The organism is Streptomyces rhizosphaerihabitans, from assembly GCF_025399795.1.
Classification (GTDB): domain Bacteria; phylum Actinomycetota; class Actinomycetes; order Streptomycetales; family Streptomycetaceae; genus Streptomyces; species Streptomyces rhizosphaerihabitans.
The window spans coordinates 1-14,110 of record NZ_JAODTZ010000074.1 but is presented as its reverse complement, the minus strand read 5'-3'; the positions used below and the strand labels follow the sequence as shown (position 1 = coordinate 14,110).

The window sequence follows — 14,110 nt, the reverse complement described above, 5'->3', positions numbered from 1 at the left end:
GTCTCATCTCCCCCGGCCCGTGATGCGGCTGCCACGGCGCCCCGAGCGCATCCTTCCTCAATCTGCCTGCGGAGCACCAGGGGTCACTGCCGGACCTCTACGGCCCCGGCGGGTGAGCAGGGCCGTGCGTGCGGGTTGCGGCCCAGATCGTGCGGGAATCTCCACTTCGGAGCGGGGTCCCGGCACACTCCCTGCGGTTTGCCCAGCCGACCGCACGCAGCCCGTGCCCCCCCCTGACGGATGCGACGGTTTTCAAGACCCATGCCACACTCAGTGGGCCCGGTTCGCGGGCATACCTGACTCGGGAGTGCGCATGGCTCCGCGCTTTGTGGGACTGGGCAAGGGCCTGGTGGCCTGTATCCTCCTGGCGTCGCTCGGCCGCCAAGCCCTGTACGGCGAGGGACCGCGACAGATCCTTTCCGTCCTCTTTTTGGTGATGGGCGTGATGGCGACGGCAGGTGCGGTCCTCGACCATGTCCGCCCTCGGTCGAAGCGGCGCCGGTCGTCGGAGAACCGGGACACCGCTTGAACTGCCCATCCCGCCCTGGTCGTCCGGGTCGAGTCGGTGGTTGCTTGTCAGGATCGAGTGCCGAAGCTGACATCAGCGCCTGACACCAACAGCAGCGAACGACCCCGGTCAGGCCGGCGCCGACGTCAACCGGGGCTGCGCACCGCCGACTTGACTCCTGAAGACATCCGCGTGACGCACCGCAATCGCACCAGGTCGAGCAGGGGAACGGCAGGGAGTGAAGGGAACGGCTGCCACTCCTCCCCATGAGAGTTCAGAGGCAGGGTCTACCCATGTTGCTCCGCGAGCCTCACGTCGGTCACCCCCTCCGGTGAGGTCTCTGCGAGACTCGCGGTCCGAGTCGGGCTACGGATAGACGTACGTGTTCAGCGTGCTCACCGCGGAGGCTGGGTCGCCCAGGTCGTAGCGGTCCACGGCGAGGTAGTTGGGCTTCTTGCGGGCGGCCGGCCGGCAGAAGCGGCGGGCCCGGTCGGCGAGTTTGGTGTTGTCCGCGCCCGCGGTTCCGGAGATGGTGACGTCGCGGAAGTGGTTCATGACGAAGAGGGGGCGGAAACCCGGCTCGGTGCGGGTGAGCGGTACGTTCGTGCCCGCGTCGTACCAGCGGCTGTAGCAGGACCAGTCGGAGGAGCCGATGCCCGAGCCCATGGACCAGTAGTTCTCGACGGTCCACTCGCGCTGGTACATGACGCCGAAGCTGTCCCGGGTGAGTCCGGCGGATTCGTCGGAGGATCGACTGTGGTCGGTGAAGATGAGCAGACGGTGGCCGGCGGCGGTCAGATCGGCGAGCTTCGGCCAGCCTTTCTCGCGTACGCCGGTGAGGTCGGGACGGTAGAGGACGTCGGACAGGCCGTTCACTCGGGCGAGTTCGGCGCGCAGGACGCCCGGGTCGACGTAGTCCTCCATGAACACGGTGACGAACTGGTCGGGGTGCTGCTTGAGGAAGTCGACCATGCGCTGGAGGTCGACCCAGAGCGCGACCGGTCTGCTGACGAGGGTGCAGCTGTCGTGGCAGAGGATCGCTCCGTCGGGGGTCTGGTGCAGGTCGAGCATGAACCCGCGGACGCCGTCGGCGAGTTGCTGATTGATACCGCGGGTCTGATTGGGCACCAGGTTGACGAAGGGCGGGGCGAATCCGCCGTCCACGCCGTTGGCGTAGGCATTGTGAGCGGTGAGGAACGTGACCTGGTCCAGAGTGCGTTGGTCCTGGGGTGGCATGGGGCGGGTCGCGGGCTCGACCGGGGTGAGATACCAGGAGGCGAGTCCGCCCGGCGGGCCGATCACCAGCTGGGCGGGGTAGTTGGCGCCGTTGGACTTGTCGGCGAGCGTCAAGTACCGGTCCGTTCCAGGGGCCTTGAGCCTGTACTGGTCGGCACTGCTCGGCGTCACCTCCCACACGGCGTCGGCGCTCGTACAGGCGACGGTCCGGGCCTGATCGCCCGAGCGGCCCAGACAACTGCCCGCGGTGTCGGCGCTTTCGAGTACGGAGGAGGAGCCGTTCTGGCGCAGAGTCCACTGCTGGTGGTCCTCGTTGCCCTTGGGGTTGTGCTGGACGACCGCGCCCGCGCTGTCGGCGGCGTTCAGTCCCGTGGTGGCGCTCTGGACGTAATAGGCGCCCGCGGCGGGGACTTCGGCGCCGTCGGCGGGCGCGGGAACGGCGAAGACGGTGCTCAGCACGGCGGTGGCGGCGAGCAGGGAGCGTCGGCTGGTTCTCATGGCACGTGATCCCTTCCTGTGGGGAGCATGAGCATGCCATGTTGTTGCGGGCATCAGCGGTACGGATCGCGTCAACGGTCGCGGTCGGTCCCGCTCCCGGGTCAGCCATCGCGGTTGCTCTCGCGTCGACTGTCGCGGTGGGTCCCGCGCCGACCTTCGCGGTTGCTCTCGCGTCGACCGATTGCGGTCGGTCCCGCGCCGACACCGGCGTCAGATCCCGCGCCGGGGACTCCGCGAGCGGCCCCGGTCCGGGCACGGCATTGGCGCTCGGGCGCGCTGGACGACCCGGGGATCACGTGCAACGCGGTTTCGGCGCGCCGTCGTTCACCCTCCGGTCGAGGTCAGGCGGTGCCGTACGGAGTACCGGGGTGCTCGATCCGCGTGGCGAACGCGGTGATGTCGGCGACCACGCGTTCGGGCTGTTCCCAGTGGACGACATGGCCGGTGCCCTCATAGGCGACGAAGGCCGCGCCGTGGACGGCGTCCAGGATGGTCTGCTGGTCCTCGCGGGGCAGGAACTCGTCCTGTTCGCCCCAGACCACGAGCGTGGGCACCAGGATGCCCGCGAGGGTCGCACCGAGATCGGCGTCGAGGAGACCGCGCGCGGTCTCCTTCCAGACGTACGCGGGGAGTTTGAGGTTCTCCTCGACCATCGTCTCGATGAACCCCCGGGCGATCGGGCGGGCCGCCGCGCCGGCCAGGAAGTCCTCGACGAACGCACGGGGCACGGGATCGGAGAGGTCTTCCAGGGACTTCCCCAGCGCGACCGCCGCAGGCTTGTCCGCGAGGGTGCCGGGGACGCCGAGGAGGACCAGACCCGCGATGCGGTCGGGGTGACTGCCGGCGACGATCCGGGCCGGTACGCCGCCGCTGGACGCCCCGACCAGGATGGCGCGGGGGATGTCGACCGCGTCCAGGAAGGCCACCAGGTCGGCGGCGAAGTCGTCGGGAGTGTAGCCCTCCGGAGGGCGGTCGGCATCGCCGTGCCCGCGCTGCGTGGGCGCGTAGCCGTGCAGGGACGCCGGAAGGCGCCTCAGAAGGGGCTCGAAGGACCACCAGGAGTCGGCCAGACCGTGCACGAAGACGACCGGTGTACCACTGGGGTAGCCGGCTTCGGCGTACGGGAGGGTGGGTCCTTCCCGCAGTTGGGCTGACTTCAGGGAGATCACGGTCACGGCACTCTGCCTCCTTCCGCCCGGCCACCGGGGCCCGGGGACCCTGGAGCGGAGAGCGGGCGGCGATCACTTCCGACAGTACCGAGGGGCGGCGCGCGGCGCCCTGTGAAAGGCCCGGTCGGGGCGCTCGGACGAAACCGGGTCTGCCGGCGGGCACTGGTCCGGGTGGGTGACTCCACGGGGCCGGTGGAGGACCCGGGGGCCGGTCCGCTCTGGACGAGCCCCGGGTCCCGTGCGGCCACGAGCCCGCGTCCCGCGCGGACCGATCCACTGCGTCCCGTGCGGACCGGGGCGGACATCTCCGCCGTGCGCGGGGCGCCCTGCGCGGGGGTCGTCGTACACAACAACTGTCGTGCGCGGGAGCCGTCGTACCCACCGCCTGGGGGATGGGGTTAGTGTGTCCGTCGTAGTACCGGACACGGGGTGCCCCGTCCGAGGGCTGAGATCACACCCGTCGAACCTGAACCAGTTCGTACTGGCGGAGGGATGTCTTCCATGCCATTGGCGCATGTTTCCGGCGGGCTGCCCGCCGACAGCCGGCCCGCCGTCTTCGACGGACGGATGCCCGGCTCACCCGGCGACCTGCGGGTGGAGGGGCACGGCATCGAGCCGGTCCCCGAGAACAACCGGTACGGCGGCGCCGGGCGCCTGTTCACCGTGTGGTTCGCTCCGAACCTGACGATGACGGGCGTGTTCACCGGCACCATCGGCATCGCGCTGGGCCTGAACTTCGCTACCGCCCTGGCGGCGGTCGTCCTCGGGACCGTGCTCGGCGCGCTGCCCACCGCCTACCTCAGCACCTGGGGCGGCCTCACCGGCGCCGGCCAACTCCCGCTCGCACGGCTCGCGTTCGGCCGGGCGGTCGTGCTGCCCGGGATGCTCCAGTGGCTGTCCTCGGTCGCCTGGGACGCGCTGATCGGCCTGTTCGGCGGGGACGCGCTGGCGCGGTTGTGCGGCTGGCCGTTCTGGCTCGGTGTGCTGGTCATGATGCTTGCCCAGGGGGCTCTCGGCGTCCTCGGCTACGAAGCGATCCACCGCCTGCAGATCGTCATGACGTTCGTGCTCGCCGTCGCCTTCGCGGTGATCGCCTGGCGGATGCTCGACGGCGTCCACCCGGCCGCGACAGGGACGGCGACCGGCGCCGACCGCGCGGGCGCGTTCGTGCTCACCAGCACCATCGCGCTCAGCCTCTCGCTGTCCTGGGCGCCGTACGCCGGTGACTTCAGCCGCTATCTGCCGCGTACGACGTCCCGACCTCGGATGTTCTGGTGCACCCTGCTCGGCCTCGTCGCGTCCTTCGTCGCTGTGCAGGTCCTCGGGCTGTGGGGCGCGTCGGTGCTGACCGACCAGACGGCGGCGGGTGTCGACGCGCTGCTGGGGGGCGGGACGGCGGGCGCGTTCGGGCTGCTGGCCGTGGCGCTGGCGGCGGTGTGCAGCAACGCGATGAACGACTACAGCGGTTCACTGGCCCTGCAGACCCTGGGCGTACGGATACCGCGCCCGGTGGCCGCCGCCCTGGCCGCCGGGCTCGGTTTCCCGCTGGTGCTGTGGATGCACGCCGCCGACACCACCGCCCGTTTCCAGAACGTGCTGCTGTTCGTGGGCTATTGGATCCCCGGGTTCGTCGCGATCGTCGTCGTCGACTGGATCGCCCGCGGGCGGGAGCGCGGCGGCGCCCCGTTCGACGTCACCGTCGAGAACTCCCGTCCGCGCTCGGGATGGCCGTCGCTGGTGGCCTTCGTCGCGGCGTTCGGCGCGGCCGTGCCGTTCATGGACACCGGCCTGTACGTCGGTCCGGTGGCCGACGCGCTGCACGGCGCCGACCTCTCCTACTACGTGGCGTTCCTCGTCGCCCTCGCCCTCTACGCCCCGCTCCGGCTGCGCCGCCGCGCCTGAGGGCCTTCCGCCGCTCCGCCGGCCGAGGGCCCCGCCCGAAGCCGTACCCGAGAGGAACACTTCGTATGACCACGCCGCCCCGCGTCCTGACGATCGCCGGATCCGACTCCGGCGGGGGCGCCGGAATCCAGGCCGACCTGAAGACCATGCTCGCGCTCGGCGCCCATGGAATGAGCGTCCTCACCGCGGTGACCGCGCAGAACTCCGTGGGTGTGCAGGGCGCTTGGGAGCTGTCCCAGGAGGCGGTACGCGCCCAGTACCGCAGTGTGGTCGACGACATCGGCGTCCAGGCCGTGAAGACCGGGATGCTCTCGTCGCCCGGCCTGGTCACGACGGTCGCCGAGCTGCTGTCCGACGTGGGCGCCCCGGTCGTGGTGGACCCGGTGAGCGTCTCCAAGCACGGGGACCGGTTGTTGGCCGACGACGCGCTGGATGCCGTACGGACCCGGTTGCTGCCCCGGGCGACGGTGGCCACCCCGAATCTCGACGAGGTCGCCCAGCTCACCGGGGTGAAGGTGAAGGACGAGGAGGGCATGCTCGGGGCCGCCGACCGGCTGCTCGCGTTCGGTCCCCGTTGGGTGCTGGTGAAGGGGGGTCATCTGCCGGGACAGGCCGTCGATCTGCTCACCGACGGAACGGCGGAGCACTGGTTGCGCGCGCCGCGCCACGACAACCGGCATACGCACGGCACCGGGTGCACGCTCGCCTCGGCCATCGCGGTGGGCCTGGCCGAGGGCCTTTCGGTGCCGGAGGCCGTACAGCGGGCCAAGGAGTATGTGACCGCCGCGATCGAGGCCGGTTTCGCGCTCGGCGCCGGCATCGGGCCGGTGGACCACGGCTGGCGCCTGCGCCGGAACGGCTGACCCCCCTGGCCTTCGGCCGGAGTTCCGCAACAGCCGGGGCTGCCCAGGGCGGGGGGTTCAGGAGCGGCCGGGGCTGCCCAGGGCCGGGGGGCAGAGGGGCCGGGTCCACCCGGGTCCGCAGTCTCGGAGCGGCGCCGCCCGCTGTCCGGAGTTCCGGACCACCGATGCCCGCCCTGAGCCCGGAATTCCACCGCGGCCGGATCCGCCCGAGGCCCGGGGCACCGGAGCGGCCGGGTCCCGCCCCTACCCGGGGTGCCGCAGCACCGACGCCCGCCCGCCCAGGGCCCGAACTCCCGCAACAGCCGCGTCCGCCCGAGGCCCGCGGTCCCGGAGCGGCCGGGTCCATCCCCCGCCCGGAGTCCCGCAGCACCGCCGCAACAGCCGCGTCCGCCCGAGGCCCGGCGTTCCGGAGCACCCGCCTCCGCACGTCGCCCGGAGACCCTGGCCCGCGATCAGGCGCACCACCTGCCTCGGAAGGTGAACACCTCGCCCCCTGTCGTGCGTACTGATCGGCACAGCGACAGTCGTCTGCTCGCCCGTCAGGTACGCGGGGAGGCAGATCCGGATCCAAGGAGCACACCATGAAGGCGACCGCGCAGATCGGCGTCACAGGGCTCGCGGTGATGGGCCGCAATCTGGCCCGCAACTTCGCCCGGAACGGCTACACCGTCGCCGTCCACAACCGCACCCCCGCACGCACCAAGGCACTGGTCGAGGAGTTCGGGCACGAGGGCGCCTTCGTGGCGGCCGAGTCGGCCGAGGAGTTCGTGGCCGCGCTGGAGCGACCCCGGCGCCTGATGATCATGGTGCAGGCCGGTGCGGCCACCGACGCCGTCATAGAGGAGTTCGCCCCGCTGCTCGAAACCGGCGACATGATCATCGACGGCGGCAACGCCCACTTCACCGACACCCGGCGTCGTGAACAGTCGCTGCGCGAACGAGGCATCCACTTCGTCGGCGCGGGCGTGTCCGGCGGCGAGGAGGGCGCCCTGCACGGGCCGAGCATCATGCCCGGCGGCTCGCCGGAGTCGTACGCCTCGCTCGGCCCGATGTTCGAGTCGATCAGCGCCAAGGTGGACGGCGAGCCCTGCGCCACACACATCGGCACCGACGGCGCCGGACACTTCGTCAAGATGGTGCACAACGGCATCGAGTACGCCGACATGCAGCTGATCGGCGAGGCCTACGACCTGCTCCGCCGCGTCGGCGGCTACACGCCGGCGCAGATCGCGGAGATCTTCCGGCGCTGGAACAAGGGCCGCCTCGACTCGTACCTGATCGAGATCACGGCCGAGGTCCTCGCGCACACGGACGCCTCCACCGGGGAGCCGTTCGTGGACGTCGTGGTCGACGCCGCGGGGCAGAAGGGCACCGGCCGCTGGACCGTGCAGACCGCCCTCGACCTCGGCTCCCCGGTCACCGCCATCGCGCAGGCGACCTTCGCCCGCGCCGCCTCCAGCCAGGGCGGACTGCGCGACGCCTACCGCGGCCTGCCCGGAGGCACCCACTGGGACCTGTCGGGAACCGAGGCCGAGCGGTTCACCAGCCAGGTCGAACACGCCCTGTACGCATCGAAGTTGATCGCCTACGACCAGGGCTGGAAGATGATCCTGGACGCCGCCGCGGAGTACCGATGGGACATCGACCTCGGCGAGGTGGCGAAGATCTGGCGCGGCGGCTGCATCATCCGCGCGGCGTTCCTCGACCGTATCCGCGCCGCGTACGCCGTCGATCCGGGCCTGGTCAGCCTGCTCTCCGACGCGGGGTTCGCCACCGAGATCAAGGACGCCCAGGTCCCGTGGCGCGAGGTCATCTCCACGGCCACCCGCAGAGGCGTCCCGGTGCCCGCGTTCTCGGCCGCCCTGTCCTACTACGACACCCTGCGCGCCGACCGGCTGCCCGCCGCCCTCACCCAGGGCCAGCGCGACTTCTTCGGCGCCCACACCTACCGGCGCACCGACCGCGAGGGCAGCTTCCACACGCTGTGGGGCGAGACCGCCCGCAGTGAGACCGAGGTCCTGTGACCTCCACCCGGCCATGAGCCGGAGCGGAGCAGGCCGCGTGTCCGTAGCGACGGATGTGCGGCCTGCTCCGCGAGACCGAGGCAGGGCAGGCCCGACGGGCCACGAGGTGGAACAGACCGTCGGGCGCGACCATGGTGTCGAACATGTTCGCGGGCAACCGGTTCGGGGGCCGGCTGCGCCGCGACCCGATCGCCCCGCCGGAAACCGTTGCCGGGATCCGCGGGGTGATCCGCCCCTGTTCAGTCCTCGCGGGTGTCCTGGAGTATCCGGCCGAGGACGGCCGCGGCCTGGTCCGGGTGCCCGTCGAGCCAGGCGCCGAGGTGTTCCCGGACGGCTCCGCGACGCAGGTACGCACGGGGTCACCGCCCAGCCGGCCGCGCGTGGCGCCTCCCCGGCTCCTGGTTCCCCGCCCGACATCCCGCAGGGCGGGCCCTCGTCCTGAGGTGTCCCGCCGTTCACGGCCCCTCGCGCCGCTTCGGACATGACGCTTCGTGTCTGCTCGGACATGACCCATCACTTCCTTCCGTCAGGGCGTCCCGACCGTCGGAGTGTCCCGACGATCAAGGCGGACCGTGCCTTCATGACGGCCCCTTCAGCTCGCGACATGACCTGGCATATCCGCCCTGACCGGGGCAGATGCTTCGCGCATGGGCCGGTCGGTCCCCATTCCGGGACCGGGCGGCCCCTGCCACCGCTCGCGCGCGCCGCGATCCGCTTGCACTGTTGGGGTGTAACGAGGAGGTGCGGTGCCATGCGCGGAGCACAGGGTGCGAGGCAGTGGTGCTGGCGCTGGCGGAGGAATCCGCTGCGTCGCCGTGACGACGTCTTCGAGGCGTGGATCGTGCTGATCGTCTGGACGGTGATGGTGCTGGGCGGCATCCTCGCCGGTCTGGTGACGGCCCATGCCGCCGACGCGTCCTTCACGCGGCTGCGCCACGACCGGCACTCCGTCCCGGCCGTGCTGGTCGTCAGTACGGGTTCGGCGGTACCCGCCGGAGACGGCGGCGTCTACGACCATGTCCGGGCGACGGTCCGGTGGACCGCCCCGGACGGGTCCCCCCGTGTCGGCAGCGCCCTGGTGGAATCCGGGCACAAGGCCGGATCGCATGTGGTGATCTGGCTGGACGCGCGGGGCCGGCCCACCACGGCGCCGCCGACCGCGAGCGCGGCGGCCACCGAGTCGAGCCTGCTGGGCATCGGCGCCGCTGTGGCCCTCGGCGGCCTGGTCTTCGGCGCCGGCAGCCTGGCGCGGTGGCGGCTCGACCAGCGGCGCTACGACCGATGGGGACGCGAGTGGGAGCGCCTCGGACCGCAGTGGGGGCACAAGACGCCCTGACGCCGGTCTGTTGAACCGTCGGACCATCGAGGACCAGTGATCACCATCGGGCCGGTGGGCCGGTGGGCCGGTGGGGCCGGTGGGGCCGGTACCCAGCAGGCGGGCGACCGGCCCGCACCCGCACCCGCACTGCACTGCACTGCACTGCACCCGTGGGAAACGACCCGGCGTCCCGGCCGCGACGGGCCCCCGGGGTGATCCCCTGGAGGCCCGTCGTCGCGGATCGGTGACCCGAGCGGTCAGTCGTGCGGGATGACCGCGACCGGTGCGGTGGAGTGGTGCAGTACCGCTTGTGTCACCGGTCCGATGTGGGCGCCGACCGGGGACTGCCGGTTGCGGCGACCGACCACGACCAGCGCGGCGTTCCGCGAGGCCTCCACGAGGTGGGGACCCGCGCCGCCGATCACGGCCTGCTCGCGCACCTCGACGCCGGGGAACTTCTCCCGCCAGGGGCTCAGGACCTCGGTCAACCGCTGCTGCGCCTCGGCGAGCAGCTCCGCGTCGACCCGCGCGGCGGTGGCTCCGCTGTAGCCGTAGGAGGGCGGCAGACTCCAGCCGTGGACGACGCGCAGGTCCGTCGCCCTGCGGGCCGCCGCACGGAAGGCGAAAGCGATCACGGAGGCGTCCGGGTGCTCCAGGTCGAGACCGAGGACGACATCCTCGCGCCCGGACGCTTCCACGGGCCGCGCGTCGGCTCGTACGAGGACGACCGGCATCCGGCTCCGGGACACCACGGCCTGCGCGACGGAACCTGTCAGGAAACCGGCGACTCCGCTCAGGCCCCGGGACCCCAGCACCAGCAGCTCCGCGTTCTCCGCGGCGGCCAGCAGGGCGGTGACGGGCTGCTCCGCGACGCGTTCGGCGGTGACGGACAGACCGGGGTGGTCCGCGGCGAGCTTGGCCGCGGTCTCGCGCGGCAGGCTTTCGGCCCATTCACGCTCCGGGTCCTCCGAGGACGGTGGCACCGAGACGCCGCCCAGTGGGCCGTACACGTAGGGATGCCACAACCAGGCGTGCACGAGAAGCAGTTGAGCGTCCGTGCGCCGGGCTTCGCGGGCTGCCCACTCGGCTGCGGCGAGGCTCTCGGGCGAGCCGTCCAGACCGACGACGATGGTGCGGGACATCTGGGGACCTCCTTGAGGGATGCGTGATCAGTCTGGCGTTCGCACGGGCGCCGGAGGAGGGGCCGCTGGTCCTCGACGGGGGCCGACCGGCCCATACGGCACGGGACTTCACGCACTCTCCGGGACGGTGTCCGCCGGCCGACCGTGCGGCTGGGTACATGGCCGCCCCAAGCTGACGGACGGCCGTGCGCGAGGGCCGTGGGCGGTCGGTCGGGCACTCCCCAGCCGACTGTCATCCCCCGCCGACCATCATCACCGGAAACCTTCGCCGACCGGCAGGCGGCCTGCCCCGCCGGTAAAGCACCCCGGTCCCGCGTCGCCGAACACGGCGGAGCGCCCCCGCACGCTCGCGAGGGCGCTCCCGTTCCTGCCGGGCGGTCACCGCAGCCAGGGGGTGCGGTTCACGACGGGCAGTCGCGCCCAGAGCTTTCCGAGGCCCCAGGTGGCGCCCGCGCCCGCGGCGGCGAGGACGATCAGGACGACCGCGTAGATCACGTGGTAGTCGGTGAAAGGGTTGGGCGACATGCTCGGCGAACCGTCGGACAGATGCCGGGCGGGCGGCCATTCGGCGAGCCACATGAACACCATCATCACCGTGCCCGCGACCGCGGCGAGCCGCAGCGCGACGCCCGCGACCAGGGCGATTCCGACGCCGAGCAGGCCGGCCATGAACAGCCAGTCCACCCAGCCGGCGCCGGCCCAGGAGTGGAACGTCGACTCCATCGGCCCGGCCGCGACCCCGCCCAGGAACCCCTTGGTGGGCGAACCGCCGTCGATCCAGCCCTTGCCGGACGGCGTGGCGTAACCGAACCCGAAGGCCTTGTCGAGGAACGCCCACAGGAAGACGAAGCCCGTCAGCAGACGCAGACCCGCGAGGGCGTACGAGCCGACCACCGTCGCCGACGTGGTCACGGCCTCACCCGGTGCCTGTGCCGAACGGGTCCTGCGCAGCGACGGGAAGCGGAACCCGGTGTGCCGGTGGGGTTGCTCGTGGACTGCCATGATGCTGATCCCTCCCAGGGGTGTTCGACGTGGTCCTGCCGGCTTCCGTTGCGCCTTCAATGTCTCCCGGTGGCAAGGGAGTTCGGAGGGGTCACGGGTCCCTGACAGGAGGGCCGAAGGTCCCTGTCCGGGGGCGGAGCGGAGTCGTGCGCGATCACCAACCAGGCTCCTCCGCAAGGGCATTCGCTTCGCTCTACCGTGACGTGCGCCGCGCTCCGGTGCACATGGGCCATGTACGCGACGCTCCCGCAGTACGTCGTCCGCTCCGTCCGGCACCACCGCCGCAGTCCGAGCCCGCTCCGCCGCTACGCCGCGTCGCCGGGGACGAGCACGACCGGGCAGTGCGCGTGACGGAGCAGGGCACGGGCGACCGAGCCCGGCCTGCACCCGCGGTACTGGGCGCCGACGACCACGACGACGGCCCCGCGGGTCGCCTCCAGGAGCTCGCGCACGGGTCGGCCGCGCGGTGACGAACCCCGCCCCGTGGGCGATGCGTCGTGGACGCCGGACAGCGGCCGCTCGCCTCGCGGCGATCGACAGGCGCCGTCACCCGGCACCGCGGCCCGACGGCGGGCCTTCGCGTACCAGGAGTCCTCGGCGCGCAGCACGCACAGGCGAGCCCCTCGCCGCTCCGCCTCCGCGAAGGCGAACGCGGCGCCGTCCGCATCCGTCCCGCCCCCCGGCCAGAACAACACCTCACCGTCCGGGGCTCCTTGAGCACCCCGGACGACGAGCAGCGGGCCACGCGTGCGTGCGGCCAGTCGACGGCTCACCGAGCCGGCGATCAGTGCGCCGAGTGCTCCGAGGCCGCGCGTGCCGACGACGGTGAGCTCGGCGTTCCGGCTGTGGTGCGCCAAGGCCCGGACCGGACTTCCCGGGACGGCCAGGGCCGTGACGGTCAGACCGGGTCTACGCCTGCGAGCCCGTAACACGGCGGTGGCGAGCACGGGTCCGGCGACCTCCATGTCGGGTACGGCGTACACGATGTTCAGGGCGGCGCCACGCAGCGCCGCTTCGTCGGCGGCCCGGTCCAGCGCTCGTACGGCGACGAGCGAGCCGTCGACACCGACCGTCACTTGACGGGGCATCATGTCTGTTCCTCCCCTTGCCCGTTGGCGCACCGCACCGGTCGGCATTACGCCGCGGCCGACGCGCCGTTCCTGCCGTCGGCGAGCGAGGCCTCTGCGATCGCCCTTACCTGCATCTCGGTGTTCAGGCGTGCGGGGTGTTCAGGCGTGCGGGACGACAGCGACGGAGCACTTGGCGTGGTGCAGCACCGCGTGGGCGACCGGACCGAGGTAGGTGCCGAAGCGGGTCTCCCGCTCCCTGCGTCCCACCACGATCAGCGCGGCGCCCGCGGAGGCGCGGATGAGCTCACCGGCCGCGCGGCCGTTCACCACGGTCTCGGCGACGGGAACCTCGGGGAACTTCTCGCACCAGGGGCGCAGGGTGGCGACGACGGCGTTCTCGTGCTCGGCCAGCAGCTCCGGGCCGCTCACCGGGACGAGCCCGTCGGCGGCGGCGAAGGAGGGCGGGACACTGAAGGCGTGGAGGACGCGCAGCGCGGCGCCACGGAGCCGGGCGGCGTCGAAGGCGAACGCGATCAGTTCCTCGCACGGCCGGTCGGTGTCGAGGCCGAGCAGCACGTCGCGGTACGGCACCTGCGGGATCTCGTCCGGGGAGATGCCGTCCGGCGCGGGAAAGTGCTCGTCGCAGGTGCCGACGCCGGCCCGCACCAGGACCACCGGGACCGGAGACCTGGCGACGACCCGCTGGGAGATCGAGCCCAGCAGGTATCCCGTGAGTCCGCTGAGCCCGCGGGAGCCGAGTACCAGCAGGGCGGCTTCGTCGGCCGCGGCGAGCAGGGCGGTCACCGGCGCGTCCTCGACGGACCGGTCTAGCACTCGCAGTCCGGGGTGCGCCGCACGCAGGCCGTCCGAGACTCCTGTCAGCAGGTCCTCGGCCCATGCCCGCTGGGTCATGTCTGCCGGCACGGACAGTGCCGGCCGCGGGTGCCACTGCCAGGCGTGCACCAGAGTGAGCGCCGTGCCCCGGCGCAGGGCTTCACGGGCCGCCCAGTGGGCGGCGGCCAGACTCTCCGGGGATCCGTCGATCCCCGCTGCGACCGGTCGAAGCATGATCCGCACCTCCAGCGTCGTGCGCTCGGCGGAGATTCCACCGGCCGGGCGGCGGTCGCCGCTGCCCGTGGAATCTCCTCTCCCGTCAAGCCTGCTACCGGGACGGAGCCCGCGCGCAGGGGCCGGGCAGTCCCATCCGCCGACCCGATCGGCCCCAGCCGATGCCATGCGGCCCGCAGCCGGGGCCGGATGGCCCATGGCGGCGGGCGGGACCGGGCAGAGATTTGGGGGTGGAAGGATCGCGCGCCAGGAAGAGGCAGGATCATGAACACTTCCACCACGTCCACCATGCTGCGAGCGCTGCCCACCA

General features: G+C 72.2%; 11 protein-coding genes and 1 riboswitch. Of the genes, 5 read left to right on the top strand and 6 right to left on the bottom strand.

Annotated features, from left to right (window positions below; genetic code table 11):
* The first annotated feature begins 313 nt into the window (after positions 1–313).
* Positions 314–529, top strand: a complete 216-nt coding sequence (locus N4G66_RS41015; protein WP_261709408.1) for a hypothetical protein — start codon at positions 314–316, stop codon at positions 527–529.
* Positions 530–874: 345 nt separating this feature from the next.
* On the opposite strand, the gene N4G66_RS41010 is transcribed toward N4G66_RS41015, so the two are convergent.
* Together N4G66_RS41010 and N4G66_RS41005 are read right to left on the bottom strand one after the other, a co-directional pair.
* The gene (locus N4G66_RS41010; protein ID WP_261709407.1) at positions 875–2,242 is read right to left on the bottom strand and encodes a phospholipase; all 1,368 of its coding nucleotides are present in this window, start codon (positions 2,240–2,242) and stop codon (positions 875–877) included.
* A gap of 341 nt (positions 2,243–2,583) precedes the next feature.
* The gene (locus tag N4G66_RS41005; RefSeq protein ID WP_261709406.1) at positions 2,584–3,417 is read right to left on the bottom strand and encodes an alpha/beta fold hydrolase; all 834 of its coding nucleotides are present in this window, start codon (positions 3,415–3,417) and stop codon (positions 2,584–2,586) included.
* Between the two features lie 409 nt (positions 3,418–3,826).
* Positions 3,827–3,921, top strand: a riboswitch (TPP riboswitch).
* Here N4G66_RS41005 and N4G66_RS41000 point away from each other — a divergent pair.
* The 4 genes from N4G66_RS41000 (at position 3,913) to N4G66_RS40985 (ending at position 9,536) form a co-directional block, all read left to right on the top strand.
* Positions 3,913–5,313 (top strand): purine-cytosine permease family protein, encoded by a 1,401-nt coding sequence (locus N4G66_RS41000; RefSeq protein ID WP_261709405.1) that lies wholly within the window; start codon positions 3,913–3,915, stop codon positions 5,311–5,313. Its footprint overlaps the riboswitch before it by 9 nt.
* Before the next feature lie 65 nt (positions 5,314–5,378).
* The gene (gene thiD, locus N4G66_RS40995) at positions 5,379–6,176 is read left to right on the top strand and encodes a bifunctional hydroxymethylpyrimidine kinase/phosphomethylpyrimidine kinase (protein WP_261709404.1); all 798 of its coding nucleotides are present in this window, start codon (positions 5,379–5,381) and stop codon (positions 6,174–6,176) included.
* A 581-nt stretch (positions 6,177–6,757) separates the two neighbouring features.
* Positions 6,758–8,200, top strand: a complete 1,443-nt coding sequence (gene gndA, locus N4G66_RS40990; RefSeq protein ID WP_261709403.1) for an NADP-dependent phosphogluconate dehydrogenase — start codon at positions 6,758–6,760, stop codon at positions 8,198–8,200.
* Positions 8,201–8,951: 751 nt separating this feature from the next.
* Positions 8,952–9,536 carry an Rv1733c family protein gene (locus tag N4G66_RS40985; protein WP_261709402.1) on the top strand — a complete coding sequence of 195 codons (585 nt, stop codon included), beginning with the start codon at positions 8,952–8,954 and terminating at the stop codon, positions 9,534–9,536.
* 239 nt (positions 9,537–9,775) lie between these two features.
* On the opposite strand, the gene N4G66_RS40980 is transcribed toward N4G66_RS40985, so the two are convergent.
* The 4 genes from N4G66_RS40980 to N4G66_RS40965 all read right to left on the bottom strand — a co-directional run bounded on the left by N4G66_RS40980 (position 9,776) and on the right by N4G66_RS40965 (position 13,800).
* Positions 9,776–10,660 (bottom strand): universal stress protein, encoded by an 885-nt coding sequence (locus tag N4G66_RS40980; RefSeq protein ID WP_261709401.1) that lies wholly within the window; start codon positions 10,658–10,660, stop codon positions 9,776–9,778.
* A 378-nt stretch (positions 10,661–11,038) separates the two neighbouring features.
* Positions 11,039–11,662, bottom strand: coding sequence for a DoxX family membrane protein (locus tag N4G66_RS40975; RefSeq protein ID WP_261709400.1), 624 nt, complete (start codon positions 11,660–11,662; stop codon positions 11,039–11,041).
* A gap of 305 nt (positions 11,663–11,967) precedes the next feature.
* A complete protein-coding gene (locus N4G66_RS40970) occupies positions 11,968–12,753 on the bottom strand; it encodes a universal stress protein (RefSeq protein ID WP_261709399.1) in 786 nt (261 codons plus the stop codon).
* A 138-nt stretch (positions 12,754–12,891) separates the two neighbouring features.
* Positions 12,892–13,800, bottom strand: coding sequence for a universal stress protein (locus N4G66_RS40965; RefSeq protein WP_261709398.1), 909 nt, complete (start codon positions 13,798–13,800; stop codon positions 12,892–12,894).
* Positions 13,801–14,110: the final 310 nt, after the last annotated feature.

Bases quoted from the DNA above. Each gene is read 5' to 3' on its own strand.
- N4G66_RS41015 (WP_261709408.1), top strand. From the start codon at position 314: ATGGCTCCGCGCTTTGTGGGACTGGGCAAGGGCCTGGTGGCCTGTATC.
- N4G66_RS41010 (WP_261709407.1), bottom strand. From the start codon at position 2,242: ATGAGAACCAGCCGACGCTCCCTGCTCGCCGCCACCGCCGTGCTGAGC.
- N4G66_RS41000 (WP_261709405.1), top strand. From the start codon at position 3,913: ATGCCATTGGCGCATGTTTCCGGCGGGCTGCCCGCCGACAGCCGGCCC.
- thiD (WP_261709404.1), top strand. From the start codon at position 5,379: ATGACCACGCCGCCCCGCGTCCTGACGATCGCCGGATCCGACTCCGGC.
- gndA (WP_261709403.1), top strand. From the start codon at position 6,758: ATGAAGGCGACCGCGCAGATCGGCGTCACAGGGCTCGCGGTGATGGGC.
- N4G66_RS40985 (WP_261709402.1), top strand. From the start codon at position 8,952: ATGCGCGGAGCACAGGGTGCGAGGCAGTGGTGCTGGCGCTGGCGGAGG.
- N4G66_RS40980 (WP_261709401.1), bottom strand. From the start codon at position 10,660: ATGTCCCGCACCATCGTCGTCGGTCTGGACGGCTCGCCCGAGAGCCTC.
- N4G66_RS40975 (WP_261709400.1), bottom strand. From the start codon at position 11,662: ATGGCAGTCCACGAGCAACCCCACCGGCACACCGGGTTCCGCTTCCCG.
- N4G66_RS40970 (WP_261709399.1), bottom strand. From the start codon at position 12,753: ATGATGCCCCGTCAAGTGACGGTCGGTGTCGACGGCTCGCTCGTCGCC.
- N4G66_RS40965 (WP_261709398.1), bottom strand. From the start codon at position 13,800: ATGCTTCGACCGGTCGCAGCGGGGATCGACGGATCCCCGGAGAGTCTG.